22 protein-coding genes are annotated in these 21,788 nt (G+C 71.5%); 7 read left to right on the top strand and 15 right to left on the bottom strand.

Translation table 11 applies throughout. The features are described 5' to 3' along the window. The first annotated feature begins 45 nt into the window (after nucleotides 1-45). Nucleotides 46-501 (top strand): GNAT family N-acetyltransferase, encoded by a 456-nt coding sequence (locus H489_RS34685; protein ID WP_017888477.1) that lies wholly within the window; start codon nucleotides 46-48, stop codon nucleotides 499-501. Here H489_RS34685 and H489_RS34680 read toward each other — a convergent pair. Then, nucleotides 455-1,030: a TetR family transcriptional regulator gene (locus H489_RS34680; RefSeq protein WP_031260427.1), complete on the bottom strand. Its 576-nt coding sequence runs from the start codon at nucleotides 1,028-1,030 to the stop codon at nucleotides 455-457. The two genes, H489_RS34685 and H489_RS34680, sit on opposite strands and share 47 nt — an antisense overlap. A gap of 95 nt (nucleotides 1,031-1,125) precedes the next feature. Here H489_RS34680 and H489_RS34675 point away from each other — a divergent pair, with 95 nt between their 5' ends. Then, nucleotides 1,126-2,178, top strand: a complete 1,053-nt coding sequence (locus tag H489_RS34675) for a zinc-binding alcohol dehydrogenase family protein (RefSeq protein ID WP_017888475.1) — start codon at nucleotides 1,126-1,128, stop codon at nucleotides 2,176-2,178. 18 nt (nucleotides 2,179-2,196) lie between these two features. Beyond that, nucleotides 2,197-3,009, top strand: coding sequence for a hypothetical protein (locus tag H489_RS34670; protein WP_017888474.1), 813 nt, complete (start codon nucleotides 2,197-2,199; stop codon nucleotides 3,007-3,009). On the opposite strand, the gene H489_RS34665 is transcribed toward H489_RS34670, so the two are convergent. From H489_RS34665 to H489_RS34635, 7 genes are all read right to left on the bottom strand, one after another. Then, nucleotides 3,002-3,472 (bottom strand): GNAT family N-acetyltransferase, encoded by a 471-nt coding sequence (locus H489_RS34665; protein ID WP_017888473.1) that lies wholly within the window; start codon nucleotides 3,470-3,472, stop codon nucleotides 3,002-3,004. The genes H489_RS34670 and H489_RS34665 overlap by 8 nt on opposite strands. Before the next feature lie 27 nt (nucleotides 3,473-3,499). Then, nucleotides 3,500-3,949 (bottom strand): Fe-S cluster assembly sulfur transfer protein SufU, encoded by a 450-nt coding sequence (gene sufU, locus H489_RS34660; RefSeq protein ID WP_017888472.1) that lies wholly within the window; start codon nucleotides 3,947-3,949, stop codon nucleotides 3,500-3,502. After that, nucleotides 3,946-5,238: an aminotransferase class V-fold PLP-dependent enzyme gene (locus tag H489_RS34655; protein ID WP_017888471.1), complete on the bottom strand. Its 1,293-nt coding sequence runs from the start codon at nucleotides 5,236-5,238 to the stop codon at nucleotides 3,946-3,948. Before H489_RS34655 ends, sufU begins: the two co-directional genes overlap by 4 nt. 135 nt (nucleotides 5,239-5,373) lie before the next feature. Then, nucleotides 5,374-5,586 (bottom strand): antitoxin, encoded by a 213-nt coding sequence (locus tag H489_RS34650; RefSeq protein ID WP_017888470.1) that lies wholly within the window; start codon nucleotides 5,584-5,586, stop codon nucleotides 5,374-5,376. A gap of 95 nt (nucleotides 5,587-5,681) precedes the next feature. Further along, the gene (locus H489_RS34645; protein WP_017888469.1) at nucleotides 5,682-6,965 is read right to left on the bottom strand and encodes a chloride channel protein; all 1,284 of its coding nucleotides are present in this window, start codon (nucleotides 6,963-6,965) and stop codon (nucleotides 5,682-5,684) included. A 100-nt stretch (nucleotides 6,966-7,065) separates the two neighbouring features. Next, nucleotides 7,066-9,177 (bottom strand): alpha-galactosidase, encoded by a 2,112-nt coding sequence (locus tag H489_RS34640; protein WP_017888468.1) that lies wholly within the window; start codon nucleotides 9,175-9,177, stop codon nucleotides 7,066-7,068. Between the two features lie 79 nt (nucleotides 9,178-9,256). After that, nucleotides 9,257-10,240, bottom strand: coding sequence for a magnesium and cobalt transport protein CorA (locus tag H489_RS34635; RefSeq protein ID WP_017888467.1), 984 nt, complete (start codon nucleotides 10,238-10,240; stop codon nucleotides 9,257-9,259). Nucleotides 10,241-10,393: 153 nt separating this feature from the next. Here H489_RS34635 and H489_RS34630 point away from each other — a divergent pair, with 153 nt between their 5' ends. Then, nucleotides 10,394-11,203: a tryptophan-rich sensory protein gene (locus tag H489_RS34630; protein ID WP_017888466.1), complete on the top strand. Its 810-nt coding sequence runs from the start codon at nucleotides 10,394-10,396 to the stop codon at nucleotides 11,201-11,203. Nucleotides 11,204-11,286: 83 nt separating this feature from the next. On the opposite strand, the gene ald is transcribed toward H489_RS34630, so the two are convergent. From ald to H489_RS34615, 3 genes are all read right to left on the bottom strand, one after another. Then, a complete protein-coding gene (ald, locus tag H489_RS34625; protein ID WP_017888465.1) occupies nucleotides 11,287-12,387 on the bottom strand; it encodes an alanine dehydrogenase in 1,101 nt (366 codons plus the stop codon). Between the two features lie 141 nt (nucleotides 12,388-12,528). Next, nucleotides 12,529-13,488 (bottom strand): helix-turn-helix transcriptional regulator, encoded by a 960-nt coding sequence (locus tag H489_RS37110; protein ID WP_081612355.1) that lies wholly within the window; start codon nucleotides 13,486-13,488, stop codon nucleotides 12,529-12,531. A gap of 48 nt (nucleotides 13,489-13,536) precedes the next feature. Beyond that, nucleotides 13,537-14,478, bottom strand: a complete 942-nt coding sequence (locus H489_RS34615) for a sugar-binding transcriptional regulator (RefSeq protein WP_017888463.1) — start codon at nucleotides 14,476-14,478, stop codon at nucleotides 13,537-13,539. 213 nt (nucleotides 14,479-14,691) lie between these two features. Here H489_RS34615 and H489_RS34610 point away from each other — a divergent pair, with 213 nt between their 5' ends. Next, nucleotides 14,692-16,431 carry a glycerol-3-phosphate dehydrogenase/oxidase gene (locus H489_RS34610; protein WP_017888462.1) on the top strand — a complete coding sequence of 580 codons (1,740 nt, stop codon included), beginning with the start codon at nucleotides 14,692-14,694 and terminating at the stop codon, nucleotides 16,429-16,431. 92 nt (nucleotides 16,432-16,523) lie between these two features. On the opposite strand, the gene H489_RS34605 is transcribed toward H489_RS34610, so the two are convergent. Together H489_RS34605 and ykgO are read right to left on the bottom strand one after the other, a co-directional pair. Further along, complete coding sequence (locus H489_RS34605) at nucleotides 16,524-17,180, bottom strand: histidine phosphatase family protein (RefSeq protein ID WP_017888461.1); 657 nt, start codon at nucleotides 17,178-17,180, stop codon at nucleotides 16,524-16,526. Nucleotides 17,181-17,208: 28 nt separating this feature from the next. Next, nucleotides 17,209-17,331 (bottom strand): type B 50S ribosomal protein L36, encoded by a 123-nt coding sequence (ykgO, locus tag H489_RS34600; protein ID WP_017888460.1) that lies wholly within the window; start codon nucleotides 17,329-17,331, stop codon nucleotides 17,209-17,211. Nucleotides 17,332-17,376: 45 nt separating this feature from the next. Here ykgO and H489_RS34595 point away from each other — a divergent pair, with 45 nt between their 5' ends. Further along, nucleotides 17,377-18,405, top strand: coding sequence for a GTP-binding protein (locus H489_RS34595; protein ID WP_017888459.1), 1,029 nt, complete (start codon nucleotides 17,377-17,379; stop codon nucleotides 18,403-18,405). 226 nt (nucleotides 18,406-18,631) lie between these two features. Here the strand turns inward: H489_RS34595 and H489_RS34590 are convergent, their stop codons facing one another. Continuing rightward, nucleotides 18,632-20,164, bottom strand: coding sequence for an MFS transporter (locus H489_RS34590; RefSeq protein WP_017888458.1), 1,533 nt, complete (start codon nucleotides 20,162-20,164; stop codon nucleotides 18,632-18,634). A gap of 192 nt (nucleotides 20,165-20,356) precedes the next feature. Between H489_RS34590 and H489_RS34585 the strand changes: the two genes are divergently transcribed. After that, a complete protein-coding gene (locus tag H489_RS34585) occupies nucleotides 20,357-20,599 on the top strand; it encodes a hypothetical protein (RefSeq protein ID WP_017888457.1) in 243 nt (80 codons plus the stop codon). A 177-nt stretch (nucleotides 20,600-20,776) separates the two neighbouring features. Here the strand turns inward: H489_RS34585 and H489_RS34580 are convergent, their stop codons facing one another. Further along, nucleotides 20,777-21,748, bottom strand: coding sequence for a sugar-binding transcriptional regulator (locus H489_RS34580; RefSeq protein WP_017888456.1), 972 nt, complete (start codon nucleotides 21,746-21,748; stop codon nucleotides 20,777-20,779). Nucleotides 21,749-21,788 lie beyond the last annotated feature (40 nt).

Genomic DNA, 21,788 nt, shown 5'->3' with positions numbered 1-21,788 from the left:
CGTACGAGGTCGATGACCGGGCGCCGGGGTTCGTAGGCTGAGCGGATGGACGTCGCACTGCGGGACAGCACCACCGAAGACCTCGAGTGGCTCGTCGAGCTCCGGGCCGTGGTGCTGCGCGACGACCTGACACGACTCGGTGTGTTCGACGAGACGCGTGTGCGACAGCGCCTCCGCGACGCGTTCCAGCCACAGCTGACCCGCATCGTCGTGGTCGACGGCCGCGACGTCGGGTCGGTCACCGTGCGGGTCGAGGACGACGTCCGCTGGGTCGAGCACTTCTACCTCGCGCCCGACGTCCAGGGGCGTGGAGTCGGGTCGACCGTGCTGCGCGCCGTCCTCGACGAGCCCCACGACGGCCCGACGCGGCTCAACGTGCTGGTGGGCAGCCCTGCCCGCCGACTGTACGAACGACACGGCTTCGTGCTCGACACCGACGACGGCGTCGACGTGTTCATGACGCTGCGGGCCGCCGATCGAGCACCCCACGGAGCGCACTGAGCTGCTCGTCGACCACGTCGGCCATCCGGCGCTCGGCCGGTCCGGTGAGCCAGGCCTCGAGGGCCAGGTGGAACAGCATCACGGTCGTCTCGGCGATCACCGCCGCCTCGGACGGGTCGAGCCCGCGGTGGACGAAGGCCTCGCGCACGGCGTCCGTCAGGTCGGCACGCTTCCGGGCGTCGCGCTCCCGGAGCGAGGACTCGGACAGCACCAGCCGCCGCACCGAGCCGACCTCGCCGTGCCGCCCCTCGAACCGCTCGTCGGCGACGGTGCAGAGGCCGTGCACGACGATGTCGAGCGGGTCGATCCCGGTCGGCGCGCCCTCGATGGCAGCCCGGGCGAGGTCGGGGATCTCGTCACCGGCGAAGATCACCTCGCGCTTGTCGGCGAAGTACCGGAAGAAGGTGCGGGTCGTGAGTCCGGCCCGTGCGGTGATCTGCGGCACGGTCGTCGCCTCGTAGCCCTGCTCGGCGAACAACTCGAACGCCGCTCGTTCGAGTCGCCCTCGGGCATCCGGAGACCAACGCATGTGTCCACAGTAGTGGCGATGACACGGCGTGTCATGGTTGTATAGGGGATGACACGTCGTGTCATGACTCACTTCGAGCACGAGATCGGGACACCATGTCGTCATCCGGCAACGCAGCACTGTGGACCACGTCGACCGGACGGTTCGCCGTCGGACCCGCTCCGGTCCCCCAGCCCGGCCCCGGCGAACTCGTCGTCCGTGCCGAGGCCGTCGCGGTCAACCCGGTCGACGCTGTCGGCGGGCTCTTCCGGCACGTGGTGTTCCCGAAGCTGCGGTTCCCCGCGGTCCTCGGGTCGGACGTCGCCGGCACCGTGGTCGCGATCGGCCCGGACGTCCAGCGGTTCCGCGTGGGCGACCGGGTCGTCGGGCACGCGGCGGGGCAGGAACAGCACCGGAACAGCGCTGCCGAAGGCGCCTTCCAGCACCAGGTCCTGCTGCTCGAACGCGTGACGACCCCGGTGCCCGACGACCTGTCCGCCGAGCAGGCGGCGGTCCTGCCACTCGCCGTCTCGACCGCAGCGGCCGGTCTCTTCGAACCGGACCAGCTCGCACTGTCACTGCCGACGGCAGACACGGTCGACCGCGACGGCGTCGTCCTGGTGTGGGGTGCGTCCACGAGCGTCGGTGCCAACGCCGTCCAGCTCGCCCGCGCCGCCGGGTACGCCGTGATCGGCACCGCATCGCCGAAGAACCACGGGTTCGTGCAGGACCTCGGGGCCGAGGCCGTGTTCGACTACCGCGACGACGGTGCCGCACGCCGCATCCTCGACGCACTCGGCGACCGGGAGCTCGCCGGCACCCTCGCCTTCGGTCAGGGTTCGTTGACCCGCACGCTCCCGATCGTCCGGACGGCCACCGGCTCCGGTCGGCTCGCGTCGGCGTACCCGACGCCGGTGACGACGATCCGTGCACGGCTCGAGCGCCGACACGGGGTGCACATCACCGCGATCTGGGGTGGCCGCCCGACGGAGTCCGAGGTCGGCCCGGCGATCTACCGCGACTTCCTGCCCGAAGCGCTCCGCACGGGTCGTTACCGTGCCACCCCGACCGCCTCCGTCGTCGGATCGGGACTCGCCGCGATCCCCGACGCCCTGGCCGAGCTCCGCGCCGGTGTCTCCGCCCGGAAGCTCGTCGTCACGCTTCCCTGAGCCGGTAGCGTCAGCGACGTGACCGATGCCGACGTGCCCGACGACGAGACCTTCAGCTTCACGATGTCGGGCGGTGGCACGCCACGGGGACACCTGCAGGACCCGAGCGCCGTCACGCTGCACCTGGACCCACGGCTCCTCGGCGACACCGCCAGGGGCAAGGAGATGTTCGCCCGGGCCATCGAGCAGCAGCACACCGCGCTCTCCGACTACGCCACCGCCATCGCGGCCGCCGACGGTGACGTGACCGCTCCGGCGGTGCAGGACGCCGCGACCGCACTGCACCAGGCGCTCCAGTTCCTGCCGATCGCCCACACCGTGTACACGGGCGTCGGCTTCCCCACCGCCCGCGTCGGGGACGACCCCCGCCCGACGTCGCTGCGACCGGAACGCGGCGAGCGCGGCCTCGGCGTCCACCCGGACATGCTCACCGCGATCACCGGGGACACCTCGCAGCGCTGGGAGCTCGCCTGCGAAGAGGACCTCCCCCTCGCCGTCGAGATCACCCTGGCGACCGATCCGGACGAGAACGTGCGGTCGGCCTTCCTCATGGGGACGCGGTCACGAACCGTCGTCCTGCTCATGGAACAGCGAGAGACCGATCCGGGCGCCCTCGACCAGCTCGCCCAGCAGAGCTACGCGAGCCCCGAACGGAAGTTCCCGCTGCGGTTCATGCACCTCGCACCGCGTGAGCTCGACGGGCTCTACGAGCTCCTCGGTCTCGACGAGCAGGCCATCGCGCGCGCGGAGGCCCGCTGGGCGCAGGCGCAGGATCGGAACGAGCGCATCAGCGTCGGTGACGCGCTGCGTGAGATCGGCGTCATCAGCTGATCCGCTTGGCGTACCAGCGGTCCGAGTACGGATCATCGTTGAACGGCGACACCCGGACGAAGCCGAGCCGTTCGTAGAGCGCACAGGCCTCGGCGAGCTCGGCCCGCGTGTCCAGCCGCAGCGACGTGGTCCCGCGGTCTCGGCAGAAGTCCTCCACGTGGCGCAGGAGCGCCGAACCGATGCCTCGGCCGCGGTGTTCCGGCAGTGTGAACACCTTCGTCAGCTCGCCGACGGCACCGACGAAGCGCACGCCGGCGCAGGCGACAGCGGCTTCCCCTTCACTCGCGACGACGAACACCCCGGAGTCACCCTGCAGGTCGTCGTACGGCTCCTCGTCGAGCGCACGGTCGACCTCGGCCGACGTCGCCGCGCGCCCGTACCACCGCGACGCGACCTCGGTCAGGTAGGCCCGCACGATCGCGTCGGCCCGGCCTGCGCCGGGTCGCTCCGTCTCGAAGATCATCGCGCCCCCTGCGTGGCCGCACCCGGCTCAGCGGGACGCGGTCGCCTCGCGCGCGGCGGCTTCCGCCGCGACCCAGGCGAGCATGCCGCACTTGACGCGCATGACGAACTTGGAGACGCCGTGGAAGGCGACGAGGTCCTCGAGGACGTCCTCGTCGGGTTCACCGACGCCGCGTGAGCGCATCATGGTGCGGAACTCCTCGGTCAGTGCGAGGAACTCGGGCACCGTGCGGCCGACGGCCATGTCGGTGAGGACCGATGCCGAGGCCATCGAGATCGAGCAGCCGTCACCCTGCCAGGCGAGCCCGGCGATGCGGTCGGTGCCGGCTTCGAGCCGCAGGCTGACCGTGATCTCGTCGCCGCACGTGGGGTTCCGCTCGAAGTGCGAGGCGTCCGCGTCCGACATCGCACCGTCGCCGTGCCGCGCCTTCGCGTGGTCGAGGATGACCTGCTGGTACAGGCTGTCGAGGGCGTTCACGCGGTCGCTCCGAAGTAGTCGCGGATCTCGGCGACGGCTGCGAGGAACCGGTCGACGTCGTGCTCGGTCGTGTACACGTACGTGCTGGCACGGCTCGTCGCGACGAGGCCGAGCCGGCGGTGCAGGGGCTGGGCGCAGTGGTGGCCGGAGCGCACGGCGATGCCCTGCGCGTCGAGGTACTGCGAGACATCGTGGGCGTGCACACCGTCGACGTCGAAGGACACCAGGCCGGAGCGCGGGACACCGGCGGGCGGGCCGACCAGGCGGATGCCGGGCACGGCAGCGAGGCCGACGAGCATCCGGCGGGCGAGGTGCTCCTCGTGGGCGCGGACCCGTTCCATGCCGATGCCCTGCAGGTAGCGCACGGCCTCGGCCAGGGCGACCGCCTGGGACACGGGCTGCGTGCCGGCCTCGAACCGCTCGGGCGCCGGCATGAACTCGGAGCCCTCCATCGTCACGGTGGTGATCATCGAGCCGCCGGTGCGGAACGGCGGCAGGGCGTTGAGCAGCTCGCTCCGTCCCCAGAGCACGCCGATGCCGTTCGGGCCGAGCATCTTGTGCCCGGAGAACGCGGCGAAGTCGACACCGAGCTGCTGCACGTCGAGGGGACGGTGCGGCGCGGACTGGCAGGCGTCGAGCACCACGAGGGCACCGCGGGCGTGGGCGAGGCCGACGACCTGCTCCACGGGGGCGATCATCCCGGTGACGTTCGAGACGTGCGAGAACGCGACGACCCTCGTGCGGTCGGTGATCAGCGCTGCGGCGTCGTCGGCGGTCCAGGTGCCGTCGTCGGCGACCGGGATCCAGCGCAGGGTCGCACCGGTCAGGGCTGCGAGTTCCTGCCACGGCACGAGGTTGGCGTGGTGCTCGGCCTCGGTCACCAGGATCTCGTCGCCGGCGCCGAGCCGGAAGCGTGCGGCGTCGACGCCCCCGCGACCGCGGCTGGCGTTGGCCATGCCGTAGGCGACGAGGTTGAGGGCGTCGGTGGCGTTCTCGGTCCAGACGACCTCCGCCGGGGCAGCCGCGCCGATGAACCCGGCGACGGTGGCACGGGCGTCCTCGTAGGCGTCGGTGCTGAGCGCCGCGAGCGTGTGCGCACCGCGGTGGACGGCGGCGTTGTCGTGCTCGAGGAAGCGTCGCTCAGCGTCGAGGACCTGACGCGGGCGTTCCGCCGTCGCCCCGGAGTCCAGGTACGCCAACGGCTGCCCGTTCACGTCCTGCGCGAGGATCGGGAAGTCCTGCTTGATCGCCTCGACCTCGGTCTCGGTGAGCGGCTGGTTCGGCGCCACGACTGTCACGTCTCGTCCTCCTGGTGCTGCTGTCCGGAGCAACCCGTCCATGGTGTCCGTTGTTCCCGACCGCGTCCAGTCGGCACGGTGACGGCCCAGGACCACGCCGGGACCTGGGCCGTCGCACGTCGTTCGTTACTCGTTGCCGATCTTCTCGTCCGCTGCGTCGCGGGCGCCGTCGATCTTGTCGTCGTACTTGCCGCCCGTGGCCTTCTTGACCGCGTCGGCCACGCCGCCGAGCACCTTGTCGCTGACGTCCTCGGCCTTCTCGCTCTTCAGGGCGTCCTGGACCTTGCCGTCCTTCAGGAACTCCTGGGCCTTCTTCGTGATGTCGTCGAACCCCGCCATCGGCTGCTCCTCGTCTCGGTGCGGAGCCCGTCGCTCCGTCCTGGCGCCGACAGTAGGCCCCTGGGCCGCCGTCCGCACCGGAACGTCCGGGGTCCTCACACCATCTGGGCGCTGCGACGACGGGCGAGGACGTACCCGACGGCGACCGCGCCGGACACCGCGAGCAACGAGGGCACGAGGATGTCGGTGCCCTGCTGCGTGAACTCGACGACGAGCACGAGCGCCGTGAACGGTGCGCGCATGGTGGTGGCGAGGAAGGCCGCGGCACCGACGAACGCGAAGGCCGCCAGGCTCGGGCCGTCAGCCGGCCAGAGCAGCAGCCACGCGCCACCCAGTCCGCCGCCGATCGCCGAACCGATCGCGATCGAGGGGGTCAGCGTGCCACCGACCGCACCAGCGCCGATGGTGGCCGAGGTGGTCACGGTCCGCAGGACCCCGAGCAGCAGCAGGAACACCACCGGCGAGAGACCGGCGAACGACGAATCGTCCAGGGCGCTGTTCATCGCGACGAGGCCGAGCGCCCGCCCGTTGCCGAGGATCTCCGGGAACGGGATCGCGATGAGCCCGACCATCGCGAACACCAGCGGCAGCACGACGAGCAGGTGCCAGCCCTTCGGCGCGATGCCCTGCAGTCGGTTGGTCAGCTTCACGAACCCGACCCCGGCGAGCCCGAGCACCGGCCCCACGACGATCGCCCAGACCAGCAGCGACGGCGACAGGTGCATCGCGGGCACGTGGTAGAGCACCTCGTCCGGGATCACGAGCCGGGCGGTGATGGCGGCGACGGCACTCGTGGCGAAGGCGGGCAGCGCGGTCGCGAAGCTGATCTCGCCGAGCAGGACCTCGACCGCGAACAGGGCACCGCCGAGGGGCACGTCGTACACGGCGGCGAGGCCGGCCGCGGCACCGCAGGCCACGAGGATCTTCGTCTCGCGCGCCGTCAGCCCCGCACGACGGGTGACGAGCTGGGCGAGCCAGGCCCCGACCTCGCGCGGCGCGACTTCCTTGCCGATGGACGCCCCGAGCCCCACGGCCAGGATCTGGACGCCGGCGTTCGCGAGCGTCGCCAGGGCGGGCATCCGCTTGCCGTCGACGGCCGCGGTGACCGAGACGATCGAACGACCCCACCGACGGAGCGCCCACCAGGCGAACCCGGTCAGGACCCCGGCGGCGGTGAGCGCGAGGAACCGGTTCAGCCCGGAGGGGGCGTCGGCCGCCTCGAGGTGCCCACCGAACCCGTACCCGAAGGCGACGAACTGGATGAGCTGGAGCGCGAGCCAGACCGCGATGCCGGCGATGCCGCCGGAGACGCCCACCAGGGCGGTGACGACGGCGAGCTTGAGGGCCCAGACCGGGGTCGCGTGTCCGGAGTGCGGCATGACCGGAAGCCTAACGGGCCGGACGCACCCGATGACGGACCGCGACGGGCCCGCCGGACGCGGGGCGGGCCTCCAGGCCGGGTGTCCCGACCACCCGCCGTCAGACGGCCGTCACCCGGAACGGCACCACGCCCTCGGCCGGCATGAGCGGCGGCTGCAGGCCGACCGTGCCGAGCACCCGTCCGCTGAAGACGCGCGGGCCGGACCACCAGTCCGGTCGAACCAGGTCATGGCCGGCCCCGATGACCACGGGGTCGACGCGGTACGACGTGTCCGGGTCGAGGTCGCGGAAGGTGACCCGGCCGGTGCCGGACACCTCGGAGCGCCCGATGCTCGCCAGGAAGAAGACCGCCTGCTGCCGGTCCGGCGTGACCGTGCCGTACACGAGCCGCGAGTCGTCGACCTCGTCCGAGCGCACCAGGTCGCCGCCGTGCAGGAGCGGGCGGAGCTCCCGGTACAGCGCGATCCACTCGGTGAGCGCCCGGGACTCCTCGGCGGTCGCACCGGCCAGGTCCCACTCGATGCCGAGGTGCCCGACCAGGGCGGTACCGGCGCGGAAGGCGAGGTCGTGGACCCGACCGGTGGTGTGGTTCCGGCCGCTGGCGATGTGCGAGCCGAGCAGCTCCGGCGGCAGGAGCTGCTGCGTCCACCGGTGCATCTGCTGACGCTCGAGCGGGTCGATGTCGTCGGACACCCACACCCGCGCGGTGTGCTCGATGACGCCGAGGTCGACGCGGCCGCCACCCGACGAGCACGACTCGATCTCGAGCGCCGGGAACCGCTCGCCGAGCGTGGCCATCAACCGGTACGCCGCGAGGGTCTGCTCGTGGACCGCTGCACCGCCACCGGGGAAGCCCGCCTCGACGAGGTCGCGGTTGTGGTCCCACTTGACGTACTCGATGCCGTACTCGCCGATGATCGCCGTCATCCGCTCGAGCACGTACGCGAAGGCCTCGGGGATCGCCAGGTTGAGCACCTGCTGGTCGCGGGAGCGCGCGGGCAGTCGTCCGTCGGCCTGCAGGATCCACTCCGGGTGGGCGCGGGCGAGGTCGCTGTCCTCGTTCACCATCTCGGGTTCGAACCACAGGCCGAACTCCATGCCGAGTGCACGGACGCGGTCGACCAGGGGTCCGAGCCCGTCCGGCCAGACGTCCTCGTCGACGTACCAGTCGCCGAGGCCGGCGTGGTCGTCGCGGCGCCCGCGGAACCAGCCGTCGTCGAGCACGTAGCGTTCGACGCCGAGGGCCGCGGCACGCTCGGCGAGGTCGACGAGGCGGGCCAGGTCGTGGTCGAAGTACACGGCCTCCCACACGTTGATCGTCGTCGGGCGCGGCGTCGTCGGGTGCTGCGGGCGGCTGCGGAGCCAGCGGTGGAACCGTCGGGCCTGGTCGTCGAGTCCGTCGCCGTGCGCGAAGTACACCCACGGCCCCTCGTAGGTGGCACCGGTGTCGAGCCGGACCTCGCCGGGCAGCAGGAGTTCGCCGCCGCCGATGACCTGGCGGCCGGTGGCGAGCCGTTCGGCGTGGTGCCTGTGGTTCCCGCTCCACGCGGTGTGGACGCCCCAGACCTGGCCGCGGGCGAAGCCGAAGCCCGGCTCCCCCACCGTCAGCACGGTCGCCGCGTCGGTGCCGGTGCGGCCCTTCCGTCCCTCGCGCTGGTGGGTGCCGACGACGAGTTCCCGGCGCTGCGGGGTCCGTTCCTTGCCCCAGCGGCCGGCGAAGTCCAGGATCTCGCGGGCCCCCGACGGGATCGGCATCGCGAGCGTCAGGTCGTCGACGGTGTAGGCGCCGTCGGCGGTGTTCGTCACGCTCGCCCGGGCCCGCACGAGCCCGGAGCCGAGCATCTCGGTCACCACCCGGACCGTGAGCCCGGCGGTGGTGTCCGCGGCGTCGGCGGTGACCGTGGTGTCCGTGACCGCGAGGGCCGTCACCGTGAACGCCGGCGACCAGTCGGCACCGTCCCGGTGCCCGGCGAGCCCCGGACGGCCGCTCCAGCCGCGGTGCGGTTCGGGCAGCACCGACAGGCGGACGGGGGCGTCCATCTCGTTCGGGGACACCGGGGTGACGTCGGCGTCGGCGAGTGCCGTCAGTGCGGCGGTGTCGAGCGGGCCGAGCGCCGCTCCCCAGTGCACGACGGCGGGGAGCGCGTCGTCACGGCAGTCGAGGACGAGCGAGACGCCACCGGCGCTCAGGTGGACGAGTTCGTGCGGCATGCGGGCTCCAGTCGGCGTCGTTGCACGTCAGAGCTTTCCGGTCCGGGGCCGTCCGCTGCAAATCCGGCTGCGGCGCGGCTCAGAACCAGCGCTTCACCTTGAACACCACGTACAGGATCGCCGCGAACAGGACCATCGCGACGATCGACAGCGGGTACCCCCACGTCCAGCCGAGTTCGGGCATGTGCGTGAAGTTCATCCCGTAGATCGCGGCGATGAGCGTCGGTGCGAACAGGATCGCCGCCCACCCGGAGATCTTCTTCGTGTCGTCGTTCTGCTTCTGGGCCGCCAGGGTGGAGTCGACGGTCAGGGCGTTCTGCAGCAGCTGCCGGAAGGTGTCGAGCCGCTCCACCACCCGGATCGAGTGGTCGAGGACGTCGCGGAACCGGCGCTGCATCTCCACCGGCAGGTGGTACTTCTCGGCACCGCGGTGCAGGTTCTCGATGATGTAGACGAGTGGACGCGCTGCACGCTGGAAGTCGACGACCTCGCCGAACAGCTCGTACACCCGGCGGGACACCCCGGCCTCGCCGGAGAACAGCTGGTCCTCGATCTGGTTGATGTCCTCTTCGAGCCCGTCGATCACCGGCACGTAGCCGTCCACGATGGAGTCCATGAGCGCCCAGAGCTGCGCCTGCGGCCCGACCGTCACCAGACCCGGCTTGCCGCTCATCCGCTGCAGTGCCCGGGGAACGGTCTGCTTGCCCCGCGGGTCGGCCTTCACCACGACGAGGAAGAACGTCTCACCGACGAAGGCGTGCACCTCGCCGAACGCCACCTCTTCCTGCTGGTCGTTGTACAGCGCGGGCTTGAGCACCACGAACAGCGTCGATCCGTAGCGCTCGAGCTTCGGTCGCTGGTGCCCCTCGGCGGAGTCCTCGACGGCGAGCTCGTGCAGACCGAGGGCGACCGCGACGTCGCCGAGTTCCTGGGCGTCGGGCTGGTGCAGGACGATGCACGCACTGGCGCCCTGCTCGTCGAGCATCCGGAAGGTGTCGTCGAGGGACGGACTCGCGATCGGGGCGATCCGGTCGATGTAGACGGTGTTCAGTTCGACGCTCACGCGCCCACCGTACGCAGGGTGGCCGGTCTCCGGCCTGGAGGCCCGTGCCGGCTCCGCCACACGCCCCGCGTCCTGCCTGAACGCGCGCTGCACGACCGCCGCCACCGGCCGCCTACGGTGCAGGTCATCAGCATGCTGACGAAAGGGACTGTCATGAAGAGGATCTGGAAGCGCATCGCGGTGGCCGTGAGCGCGGTCGTCGCCGTCATCGGCGCGTACGTGGGGTCGGGCGCTGCCGGCGGCACGCCCATCCAGGACGCCGCCGGTGGCGCCCTGTCGGCGTCCTCGACCGCGATCGCCCCGGACGGCCCGGCCTTCTCGATCTGGAGTGTGGTCTACGCCGGGCTCATCGGCTACGCGGTGCTGCAGCTCTTCCGCACCGCGAACGACGAACGGCACGAGCGGCTGGTGGTGCCGGCGGTGCTCTCCCTGCTGCTCAACGCCGCGTGGATCCTGTCGGTGCAGTTCGGGTTCCTGTGGGCGAGCGAACCGATCATCGTCGCACTGCTCGTCGTGCTGATCTGGACGTTCACGATCCTGCGCCGGACCCCGTCCCGGGGCGTGGTCGAGGCGATCCTGACCGACGGCACGTTCGGGCTGTACCTCGGGTGGGTCTGTGTCGCGACGGCCGCCAACACCGCCGCGGTGCTGACGGCGGCGGGCTTCCGTGGCTTCGGACTCGGACAGGACCCGTGGGGCGTGCTCGTCGCCGCGGTGGCCGGGCTCGTCGGGGTGCTCATCGCGCTGTGGGGCCGGGGACGCCTGGCACCGATGGCCTCGGTCGCGTGGGGCCTGGCGTGGGTCGCGGTGGCCCGGTTCGACGGGCCGCTCGTCTCCGTCCCGACGGCGGTGGCGGCCGTGGTGGCTGCGGCGGCCGTGGTCGTGGTGACCGTGGTGGTGCGGGCCCGCGCCGGCTGGGTCGGCGGCCGTGCCGGTCGGGCGGCGGCTCCGGTGGCGGCCTGACGCGCGACTGCCTGCGCGTCGTTTCGGGCTGAGCGACACCTCACGCAGCGATCGGGCCGTGAGGTGTCGCTCAGCGCGAAGAATCAGCGCGCGGACACGACCAGGCCGTGCGCGGCGGCGACCGCGGCGTTCGTGACCCGGCCGGCGTGCACGTTCAGGCCTCCGGCGAGGGCGGGGTCGGCCTCGAGCGCGGCTTCCCACCCGCGGTCGGCGATCGCGACGGCGTAGGGCAGCGTGGCGTTCGTCAGCGAGATCGTGCTCGTGCGCGGGACGGCGCCGGGCATGTTCGCCACGCAGTAGTACACGGTGTCGTGCACGGCGAACGTGGGGTCGTCGTGGGTCGTCGGGCGGGAACCCTCGAAGCAGCCGCCCTGGTCGATCGCGATGTCGACCAGCACCGAGCCGGGTCGCATGTCGGCGACCATGGCGTCGGTGACGAGCTTGGGAGCCGAGGCCCCGGGGATCAGCACCGAGCCGATGACCAGGTCCGCGTCGCGCAGGGCCTCGGCGATGGCGTGCGCCGACGACCGCAGGGTCGTGACACGCCCGTCGAACCGGGCGTCCAGGGCCCGGAGCCGCGGCAGGCTGATGTCGAACACGGTGACGTCGGCCCCCATGCCGAGCGCCATCGTCGCGGCGTGCTCCCCCGCGACGCCGCCGCCGATGACGACCACGCGGCCCTTCGGCGTGCCGGGGACCCCGCCGAGCAGCAGTCCGCGTCCGCCGTTCGTCCGCATCAGGTGGAACGCGCCGACCTGGGCGGACAGCCGCCCGGCGACCTCGGACATCGGCGACAGCAGGGGCAGCGAGCGGTCCGGCAGCTGCACGGTCTCGTAGGCGATGGCCGTCGCACCCGAGTCGATGAGGGCGTCGGTCAGGGGGCGGTCTGCGGCGAGGTGCAGGTAGGTGAAGAGCACCTGCCCCGGGCGGATCATCGGGTACTCCGACGCGACCGGCTCCTTCACCTTGAGGATCAGCTCGGCGCGTTCCCACACCTCGGCCGCGGTGTCGACGATCGTGGCGCCGGCGGTGCGGTACTCGTCGTCGGTGAACGCCGAACCGGACCCGGCGCCGGCCTGCACCAGGACCTGGTGGCCGTGCGATGCGAGCTCGGCGACACCGGCGGGGGTGGCCGCGACGCGGTACTCGTTGTTCTTGATCTCGGTGGGGACGCCGATGCGCATGCGGACTCCTTCGTGGGCGGTGCGTTCGTCCCGTCCATTCAGCACCGGATTCGCCCACAGCAGCGCTGAGCCGAACATCCGGACAGCGGCAGCGCGATCCGTGTCACGAGATTCGGCGGAACCGTCCGCAGCAGCAGTCGGTCAGTGCCCGCGCAGCGACTCGCTCGGCAGCTCACCGAAGCGGCTGCGGTAGGTCGCCGAGAAGCGACCGAGGTGCCCGAAGCCCCACGTCCGCGCGATCTCGGCCACGGTCGTCTCGTCCAGCGCACCGCCGACCAGGTCCGTCCGGGCGCCGTCGAGCCGCACGCCGCGCAGGAGTTCCCCCGGCGTCTGGTCGAGGTGCCGACGGAGCGACTGCTGCAACCCGCGGGGGCTGAGGCCGGCCGCCGCCGCGATGTCCGGCGTGCCGATCGCTTCACGCGCGTGCTCGTGCACGAACTCGAGCGCCCGGCGCAGGCGGTCGTGCTCGGGGCCGCTGCCGGACACCGACGCACGCCACTTGTTGCGCCGCGGGAACGCACGGATCGCCGCGGTCGCGAACGCCTCGGCGATGTCGTGCTGGACCATCGGGCTCATGGCCTGTTCGACGTCGAGCCAGACGGCCGAGTACTTCCGCACCACCGATCGCCACAGCGCGATGCCGTCGGCGGTCGGGCGGCGCATCGGTTCGAACGCGAAGTCGTCGTCACCGGCGACGGCACGGACGAAGTCGCGGTCGAGCTGCACCAGGTTCAGGGCGATGTCGTGGTGGTGCAGGGCGTAGGGCTCGGCGAACGGCAGCACGACCGGCACCCCGGCCTGGAGCTCGAACGTCTCGCCGCCCGTGGCGATCCGGCTCGAACCGCTGCGCAGCCACGCGACCAGGAACTCGTCGTCGACCTGGCTCTCGCTGCGCAGGTCGACCATGAACCGCGACGAGCGCAGGGACATCCGCTCGTCACCGACGCCCGCGAAGTCCCAGTGGGCGTTCTCGTGGGTGCGCCGGACGACGGGAGCACGGAAGTCGTAGTCGCCCGTGAAGAACGCGAGGGCCTGGTCGACGTCGCTGCCGACCATCCGCCGGAAGTACCGCGGCCCGGGCCGTTCGAGAGAAAGCACCATGCACCAGAACGTAGGACGGACCACCGACAAACTGCGTCAGATCCCGACTCAGGGCTGCAGGATCGCCTGCCCCACGCTCTCGTCGAGGATCAGGTCCGTGATCAGCCCGGCGGCCAGCGCACCCCGCAGTGACGCCGCCTTCGACCGCCCGGCGACGACGCAGACCCGCCGGGGCGCGCGCTTGATCGTGTCGAGGTCGGGAGCGCCGGCCCGTGCGTTCACGCCGATGTCCTTCCACGAGCCGTCGGACCGGTAGAACACCGTCGAGACGTCCCCGACGACCCCGGCCTGCGTGAGCTCATCGCGGTCCTCGGGGTCCAGGTACCCGCCGGAGTAGACGTGCGAGGGCACCGGGGCCTGCGGGGCGCCGACACCGAACACGACGAGGTCCATCCGCTCGTGCAGGTCGAGCACGCGGCGGATCGAGCGCTCGCGGAACAGTGCCTCCTTCGTCGCGGGGTCGTCGAAGAACGCCGGCACCGGGAACTGCTGCACGAACGCCCCGTACGCCTCGCCGAACCGCCGCAGGATCTCGGACGCGTAGACGATGCCGGTGGTGCGGGTGTTCGCGGCGCCGTTGATCTGCACGATCGTCGAGCCGTGGGTGGTCTTCGGCACCAGGTACCGGCTGACCGCGCTCACGGTCGAACCCCACGAGATCCCGATCACCATGTTCGACTCGACGTACTGCGTCAGGATCCGGGCGGCGGACAGTGCGACGCGCTCGAGCCGGTCGACGTCGCTCGTGTGGTCCGGCACCGGGACGACGTGCGCGTGCACCCCGAAGCGGGATCGGATGCTCCGGCTCAGCGCGGCGGCCTGGTCCAGGGGCGACCGGATCTGGATGTCGACGAGCCCGGTGTCCCTGGCGTACTTCAGCAGCCGCGACACCGACGAGCGCGAGGTGCTGAGTTCGTCGGCGATCGCGTCCATCGTCAGGTCCTGCAGGTAGTACAGGTGGGCGGCGCGCAGCGCCTGCTGCGTGCGCATGGGCTGAGCCGCGTCACTCATGGTGCTCCGATCTGTCGAACGCAACCATGCACGGACGTGCAGGGCCTCTGCAACCCCGGCCGCGCCTCCAGACCGCCGCGTCGGGCCTGGACGACACGTGTGCTGCACGTTCGTGCACGCGAGTTGCCCGCCCTGTCGAACGAGCGCACGATCGATCCTGACCCCACGAACAGACGAAGGAAGCGACGAACCATGTCGAAGAAGACACAGCCCCGGAACACGGTGACCGCCCTCACCGAGCGCCCGAACGCGCAGGTCCTCGTCGTCGGCGGCGGCATCAACGGCATCGCGACGTTCCGTGACCTCGCACTCCAGGGCGTCGACGTCGCCCTGGTCGAGCGTGGCGACTACGCCTCCGGCGCCTCCGCGGCCTCGAGCCACATGATCCACGGCGGCATCCGCTACCTCGAGAACGGCGAGTTCCGCCTGGTGCGCGAGAGCGTGCAGGAGCGCAACGGCCTGATCCGCATCGCCCCGCACTACGTCAAGCCGCTGCAGACGACCATGCCGATCTTCTCGACGTTCTCCGGCATCATGAACGCCCCGCTGCGCATGCTGACGCACAAGCAGCGCTCCACCAAGGAGCGCGGCGCGATGCTCATCAAGATCGGCATGACGATCTACGACTCCTTCTCGCGCGACGGCGGCTCCGTCCCGAAGCACGTCTTCCGCACCAAGAAGGCGGCGCTCGAGGACATGCCGGCCCTCAACAAGGACCTGAAGTACACGGGCACCTACTACGACGCGAGCGTGCACGAGCCCGAGCGCCTGGCCCTCGACGTCCTCAAGGACGGCCTGGCCGCGGGAGCCGACAAGGCACGCGCCGTCAACTACGTCGAGGCAGCCGGCACCCGCGACGGCGGCGTCCTGCTGCGCGACCGCGAGACCGGCGACGAGTTCGTCTTCACGGCCGACGTCGTGATCAACGCCTCCGGCCCCTGGACCGACCTGACGAACGAGGCGTTCGGCGGCGAGACGAAGTTCATGGGCGGCACGAAGGGCTCGCACATCGTCGTCCACAACGACGAGCTGCTCGAAGCCACCAAGGGCCGCGAGCTGTTCTTCGAGAACGACGACGGCCGCATCGTCCTCATCTACCCGCTCAAGGGCCGGGTGCTCATCGGCACGACCGACATCGACGCCGACCCCGCGAAGCCGGTCACGACGACCGACGAGGAGATCGACTACTTCTTCGGGCTCGTCAAGCACGTGTTCCCGCAGATCGAGGTCACCCGCGACCACATCGTCTACAGCTACTCCGGCATCCGCCCGCTCCCCCGCCACGAGGACACCGCCCCCGGCTTCGTGTCGCGTGACTACCGGATCGTGGACACCCAGATCGCCGGCCTGCCGAAGTCGACCGTGCTGTCGCTCGTCGGCGGCAAGTGGACGACGTTCCGTGCCCTCGCTGCACACCTGTCCACCGAGGCGACGACCAAGCTCGGCATGAGCCGCAAGGTCGACACCACCGGCATGCCGATCGGCGGTGGCAAGGAGTTCCCGACCACCGACGCCCAGCGCGCCCTGTGGATCAAGTCGCACCGCGACGGGCTGGACGAGTCACTGGTCGAGGGGCTGCTCGAGCGCTACGGCACCCGTGCCGCCGAGGTCGTGGACGTCCTGACCGACGGCCCGGTGGAGCCGCTCGAGTCCGACCCGTCGCTCACCCGCGCCGAGGTCGCCTACTTCGCCCGCCACGAGCAGGCCGTCCACCTGGTGGACGTCGTCCTGCGCCGCACGAACCTGGCGTTCGTCGGTGGGGTCACGATCGACCTGCTCGACGAGCTGGCCGACGTGCTCGCCGGTGCGCTCGGCTGGACGACCGAGGAGCGCGCGGACGAGGTCCAGCGCACGCTCGACGTCCTGCGCGAGTCGCACGGCGTGATCGTGCCGCTGACGTCCGCTTCGGCGCCGACGTCGCAGCTCGCGTAGTCGACGCCCCGACGGACGGACGGGAGGCCCGGTACCAGCTGGTACCGGGCCTCCCGTCCGTTCGGGGTCGCGTTGGCGGCCCGCTGGTCGCGTCAGAACCGCTCGCCGGTGGGGTCGAGCGCCGTGCGGTCGATGAGCTGGTCGCCGCCGACGGGCTCGCCTTCCCAGTCGACCAGGCGCCAGCCGTCGGCGAACGAGCCCTCGAGTTCGACGATGCCGGTGTTCTCCAGGTGGCGCTTCGTGCCGAAGTGGTCGGGGGTGTTCTGCGCAGCTGCGCTCGCCCACGTGCGGATCGCGGCACCGTGACTGACGGCGGCGGCCACCGCCACCCCGGTGGCCTCGATCTGGCGGACGGCATCGTCGTAGCGCTCGAAGAACTCGACGCCGCTCTCGGCACCGGGCATCCGGGTCGTGCGGTCACCGCCGGACCAGCCGTGCACGGTGGAGATGTAGGTCTGCACGGACACCGTGTCGCTCTTGCCCTGGGTGTCGCCCGCCTCGATCTCGCGGAGGCCCGGCAGCACCACGGGCTCGAGGCCGAGCGAGGCCGCCAGGGGTGCCGCCGTGACCTGCGTGCGGACCATCGACGACACGAACAACCGCTCGATCCCACGGTCGGCGAGCGCTGCGGGCAGGGCGTCGGCCTGCTGCTGCCCGAGCTCGGTCAGTCCTGGTCCGGGCACCACGGCATCGAGGATGCCGTGCACGTTCGCGGGGGTCTGGCCGTGGCGGATGAGCAGCAGTCGCATGCCGCCACCCTACGGACCGCCGCTGACGTCAGCCCTGCCGGGTGTTCCAGCGGGGGTTCTTCTTGTTGATGACGTAGACGCGGCCGCGGCGCCGGACGACCTGGGAGCCGGGGATCTTCTTGAGCGCCTTGAGGGAGTTGCGGACCTTCACGACGAGCCTCCTTGTTGATAACGGTTTTCAGTTACAGTAGCCCACATGCGTGCTGCTGCCATCACCCTCGTCACCGCCCTGCACCAGGTCGACGCCGACCGCGTCGCCGCCCGGATCTCCGACGGGCACCGGATGCACGTCGCCGGGAGCGCCTTCGCCACCGCCCGTGCCGTGGCGGACCGCGCCGACCAGCTCGACCGGCTCTGCGGGCCCGAGGCCGACCACGGGCTCGTCGTCACCCTGCACCCGGGGGCCGATGCCCGCGCCGTCGGCATGCTGCTCGCCAACGCGGCACGGTCCGAGACCGGCGACGACCGGGTGCTCCGGCACGTCGTCGGGGTGCTGCGGGCCGACGACGTCGCACACCTGCTCTGGTCGGACGTCGACGACGCCTTCGTGGCCGCGGACCGGATGGCGGCACTCGTCGAGTACGCGACGGTGATCGCCCTCGACCGCATCGAGCCGCTGTCCGGCCGTCGGCGTCGGGCGCTCGTGTCCCTGCTGCACCGGATGGCGCCCCAGGCCGTGATCGTCGCCCTGCCCGCGATCCGGAGCGCCGCCGACCTGCCGGCCTCGAACGGCGGCGCGGCACGGGTGCTCGCCACCGGCGCCGGCTGGATGCGCGCACTGTCGAGCGGCGCGGACACCGGGCGCGACGCCCGCGACGCCCTGGTCTCGATGCGCTACCGGGAGCCGCTGCCGTTCCACCCCGGGCGACTGTCGTCCGTCATCGCCGAGGACCTGTCCGCCGGGGTGAACGGTCGCGTGCTGCGGTCGCGGGGGTTCTTCCGCCTGGCATCGCGGCCGGACCACGTCGGCTCGTGGTCGAGCTTCGGGTCGATGCTCGCGCTCGACCCCACCGCGAACCCGTCGTGGGACGCCGATGCCCCGATCGGGCAGGCGCTGTGGTTCGTCGGCGAGCAGCTCGACGTCCGGGCGATCGAGCGGGCCCTCGACGGGGCGCTGCTCACGCCGTCGGAGCTGCTCGCCGGGCCGGACGTGTGGCGCAGCTGGGCGGACCCGTTCCCGGAGTGGCCCGCGGTGGACCCGGCGTCAGAGCACCGGCACGAGTGAGGGCGCGCGTGGGTGCGCACACGTCCCGCGACAGAGCACGAGTCGATCGTCGCGTGCATCGTCGTCTCATGCGCACACACCCGCTGCGTGCGCAGGTTGCGACAGAACGCTCGTCGATCGTCGCGTGCATCGTCGCAGTGTGCGCACGCACGCACGGACGGGAGGCGCGGTGCGGGTCGGACCCACACCGCGCCTCCCGTCCGTGGTCACGTCGAGAGCCGCAGCGTCAACGCGCCGGTGACGCCTCACGCGCAGCAGCCTCGCGCGCAGCGGCAGCCGCGGCGTCCTGCGCGGCGAACGGCAGGTCGCCGAGGTCCAGGTGCGGGTTCGTGTCCTGCGTGAGCACGAGCTCCTTCGCCTCGTCCTCGGTCTCCACGGCCGGCATCGAGCCGGGCAGCGGGCGCTGCGAGGACTCCTTCATGCAGAAGACACCGATCGCGCCGACGACGCTCATCGCCATCAGGAAGTACGCCGGGGCGAGCTCGTCACCCGTCGCCGTGAGCAGCGCCTGCACGATCAGGGGCGTGGTCCCGCCGAACACCGCGATCGCGATGTTGTATGCGAAGCCCATGCCGCCGTACCGCGTCGACGTCGGGAACAGCGCCGGCAGCGACGCGGCCTGGTTCGACACCCACAGCGCGGTCATCAGCGCGAGCAGCCCGAGGCCGGCGAGCGTCGACCACTGCGCCCCGTGCCCGATCAGCATGAAGGCCGGCACGACGAGCACGACCGTGGTGGCGGCACCGATCCACATCACGACACGGCGGCCGAGGCGGTCGGAGAGCTTGCCGGTCAGCGGGAGCATCACCGCGAGCAGCAGGAGCACCGGGATCGTCAGCAGGGTGCCGTCGATGGCGGAGTAGCCGAGCGAGTCGGTCAGGTACGTCGGCATGTACGAGGTCAGGGCGTAGCCCACTGTGTTCGACGCGGCGACGAGCATGATCGCGATGACGATCGGGCGCCAGTGCTGGCGGACCATCGCGACGACGTTGGCCGGACGCTCACCGTCGAAGGACGCACGGGACTCGCTCGCGGCCTCCTGCGCGGCCTGGGTCGCCTGGAACACCGGCGACTCCTCGATGCGCAGACGGAAGTAGATGGCCACGACACCGATCACACCGGCAGCCAGGAACGGGAAGCGCCAGCCGTAGGCGGTCATCGCCTCGTCGCCCAGGGTGATCTGCAGCACCGACACCACGGTTGCACCGAGCGCGAAGCCCAGGTAGCTGCCGAAGTCCAGGATGCTCGCGAAGAAGCCGCGACGGCGGTCCGGGGCGTACTCGGTGACGAAGGTCGTGGCCCCGGCGTACTCACCACCGGTCGAGAAGCCCTGCGCGAGCTTCAGCACGACGAGCAGGATCGGACCGAAGACGCCGATGGTGGCGTACGCGGGCAGCGCACCGATCAGGAACGTCGACGCCGCCATCATGATCAGCGTCGTCGCGAGCACCTTCTGGCGGCCGATCTTGTCGCCGAGGCGTCCGAACACGATGCCGCCCAGGGGGCGTGCGATGTACGTCGCCGCGAAGACACCGAGGCTGAACAGGATCTGCACCGAGGGTTCGGCCGTCGGCAGGAAGACCTTCCCCATCGTGACGGCCAGGTAGCCGTACACGCCGACGTCGTACCACTCCATGGTGTTGCCGACGACCATGCCGCTGACGGCTCGTCGCATCATGCTCTTGTCGACCACGGTGACGTCGCTCTCACGCAGCCGTCGGTGTGGTCGGGTGTTGGTACTGCTGGGGTCGGAACCCATGCCTTGCTCCTCGAGAAGATCGGTGGGCCGTCGGGAACCGGCCCAGAACAGCGAGCGACGTTACCGAGCAACCGAAATGTCATTGGCCGGTGATTCTCAGGAACCGGCGTGTCACCCGGACGGGGGTCACGCCCGATCCGCACCAGCTCGCGGAAGGACGGAACTGTGTAACGACGCCGTAACATCGGGCCCGTGGCGATCGAACCCGAGACGAAGAGCTGGACGTGGGTCATCGAGACCGCGTGCCCCGAGTGCGGCTACGACGGCAGCGCCGTGACGATCCGCGACGTGCCGGGCATCATCGACGACAACACCGCAGGGTGGCCCGAGGTCCTCGGACGCGACGACGTCCGGGACCGCCCGGACGACCACACGTGGTCACCGCTCGAGTACGACCCGGTGCACCACCTGTGGGACGTGCGCCGCACGCGCTAGACGTGGGGACCACCGGTCGGGAGGCGCGGTGCGGCCCCGCCCCGCGCCTCCCGGCCGCAGGCGGTCGCCCCCGGAACCGGGCGTACCTGACGGAACCGGGCGTCCCTGCCACGAACAAACGACCAGGGATGCCCGGAAGCACCATCCATCGCGCGCGTGATGGGAAGGAACGGTCACTCAGGCGAGTGCGTCGAGCACCGCACGCGCCGTCGCGGCGTCCGTCACCAGCTCGTTGACCAGGCCGCCCCGCACCGCGGCGACGATGCTCGTGACCTTGGCGCTGCCCACGGCCACCCCGACGGCGTGCGGCACGGTCGACAGGACCTCGCGCGAGGTCCGCACCATCCGGTCGCTGCCGGGGAACTCGATCGCCGAGCCGTCGGCAGCGTAGAAGTTCAGGCAGACGTCACCGGCGGCCCGGTCGAACGCGGCGTCCTCGACCGGGATGCCCCGGGCCAGCGCGTCACGGGTGTGGGTCGGCGCACCGATGCCGAGGATCGCGCCCTTCGCCCGGCTCCAGAGTCCGACGACGTGCTGGAACGCCGGGTCCTCGTCGAGGGTGGACCGCATCGCCGGGGACGGCAGCGCCTGGGCGAACAGGAACGCCGGGATCGCGCCGGAGTGCTCCGCGGCCGTCCGGGTGATCTCGTTCGTCTGGAACCACGGCATCGGGTCGGCCTGCCCACCCACGGTCGGCACGAGCTGGACGCCGGGCATGGTCGGCATGCCCGATCGTGCGACGTCGTACACGGTGCGACCGGACGACATCAGGACGGCGTCGCCGGGGACGAGTCCCATGCCCTCGACCGCGGCGGCCAGCGGTGCGGCCAGGTCGGCGCCGAGCGTCGCGGCGTGGGTGACCGCAGCGAGGTGCACCGCGCGGAGCCCGAGCACGACCTGCAGGCGTTCGGCGAGCGCCACGGTCTCGTCCTGGAACGGGTCGACGACCTCGATGCGGACGAGTCCGGCCTTGCGGGCCTCGGCCACGAGCCGCGAGACGGTCGGGCGCGAGACCCCGAGGCGCGAGGCGATCTCGACCTGGGTGGCGTCCTCGAGGTAGTACATCCGCGCCGCCTGGTAGACGGTGTCCAGCGGGAACCGGGTCCGCGACGAGTCGGGGCCGGGGCCGGCAGTGCTCTCGGACGACATGGAGCGGGACCCTTCGACTCGATCGGACACCGCGATCGTA

Source organism: Curtobacterium flaccumfaciens UCD-AKU, from assembly GCF_000349565.1.
Lineage (GTDB): Bacteria > Actinomycetota > Actinomycetes > Actinomycetales > Microbacteriaceae > Curtobacterium > Curtobacterium poinsettiae.
The sequence above is the reverse complement of the archived record's forward strand: the minus strand, read 5'-3'. Positions and strand labels throughout refer to the sequence as shown.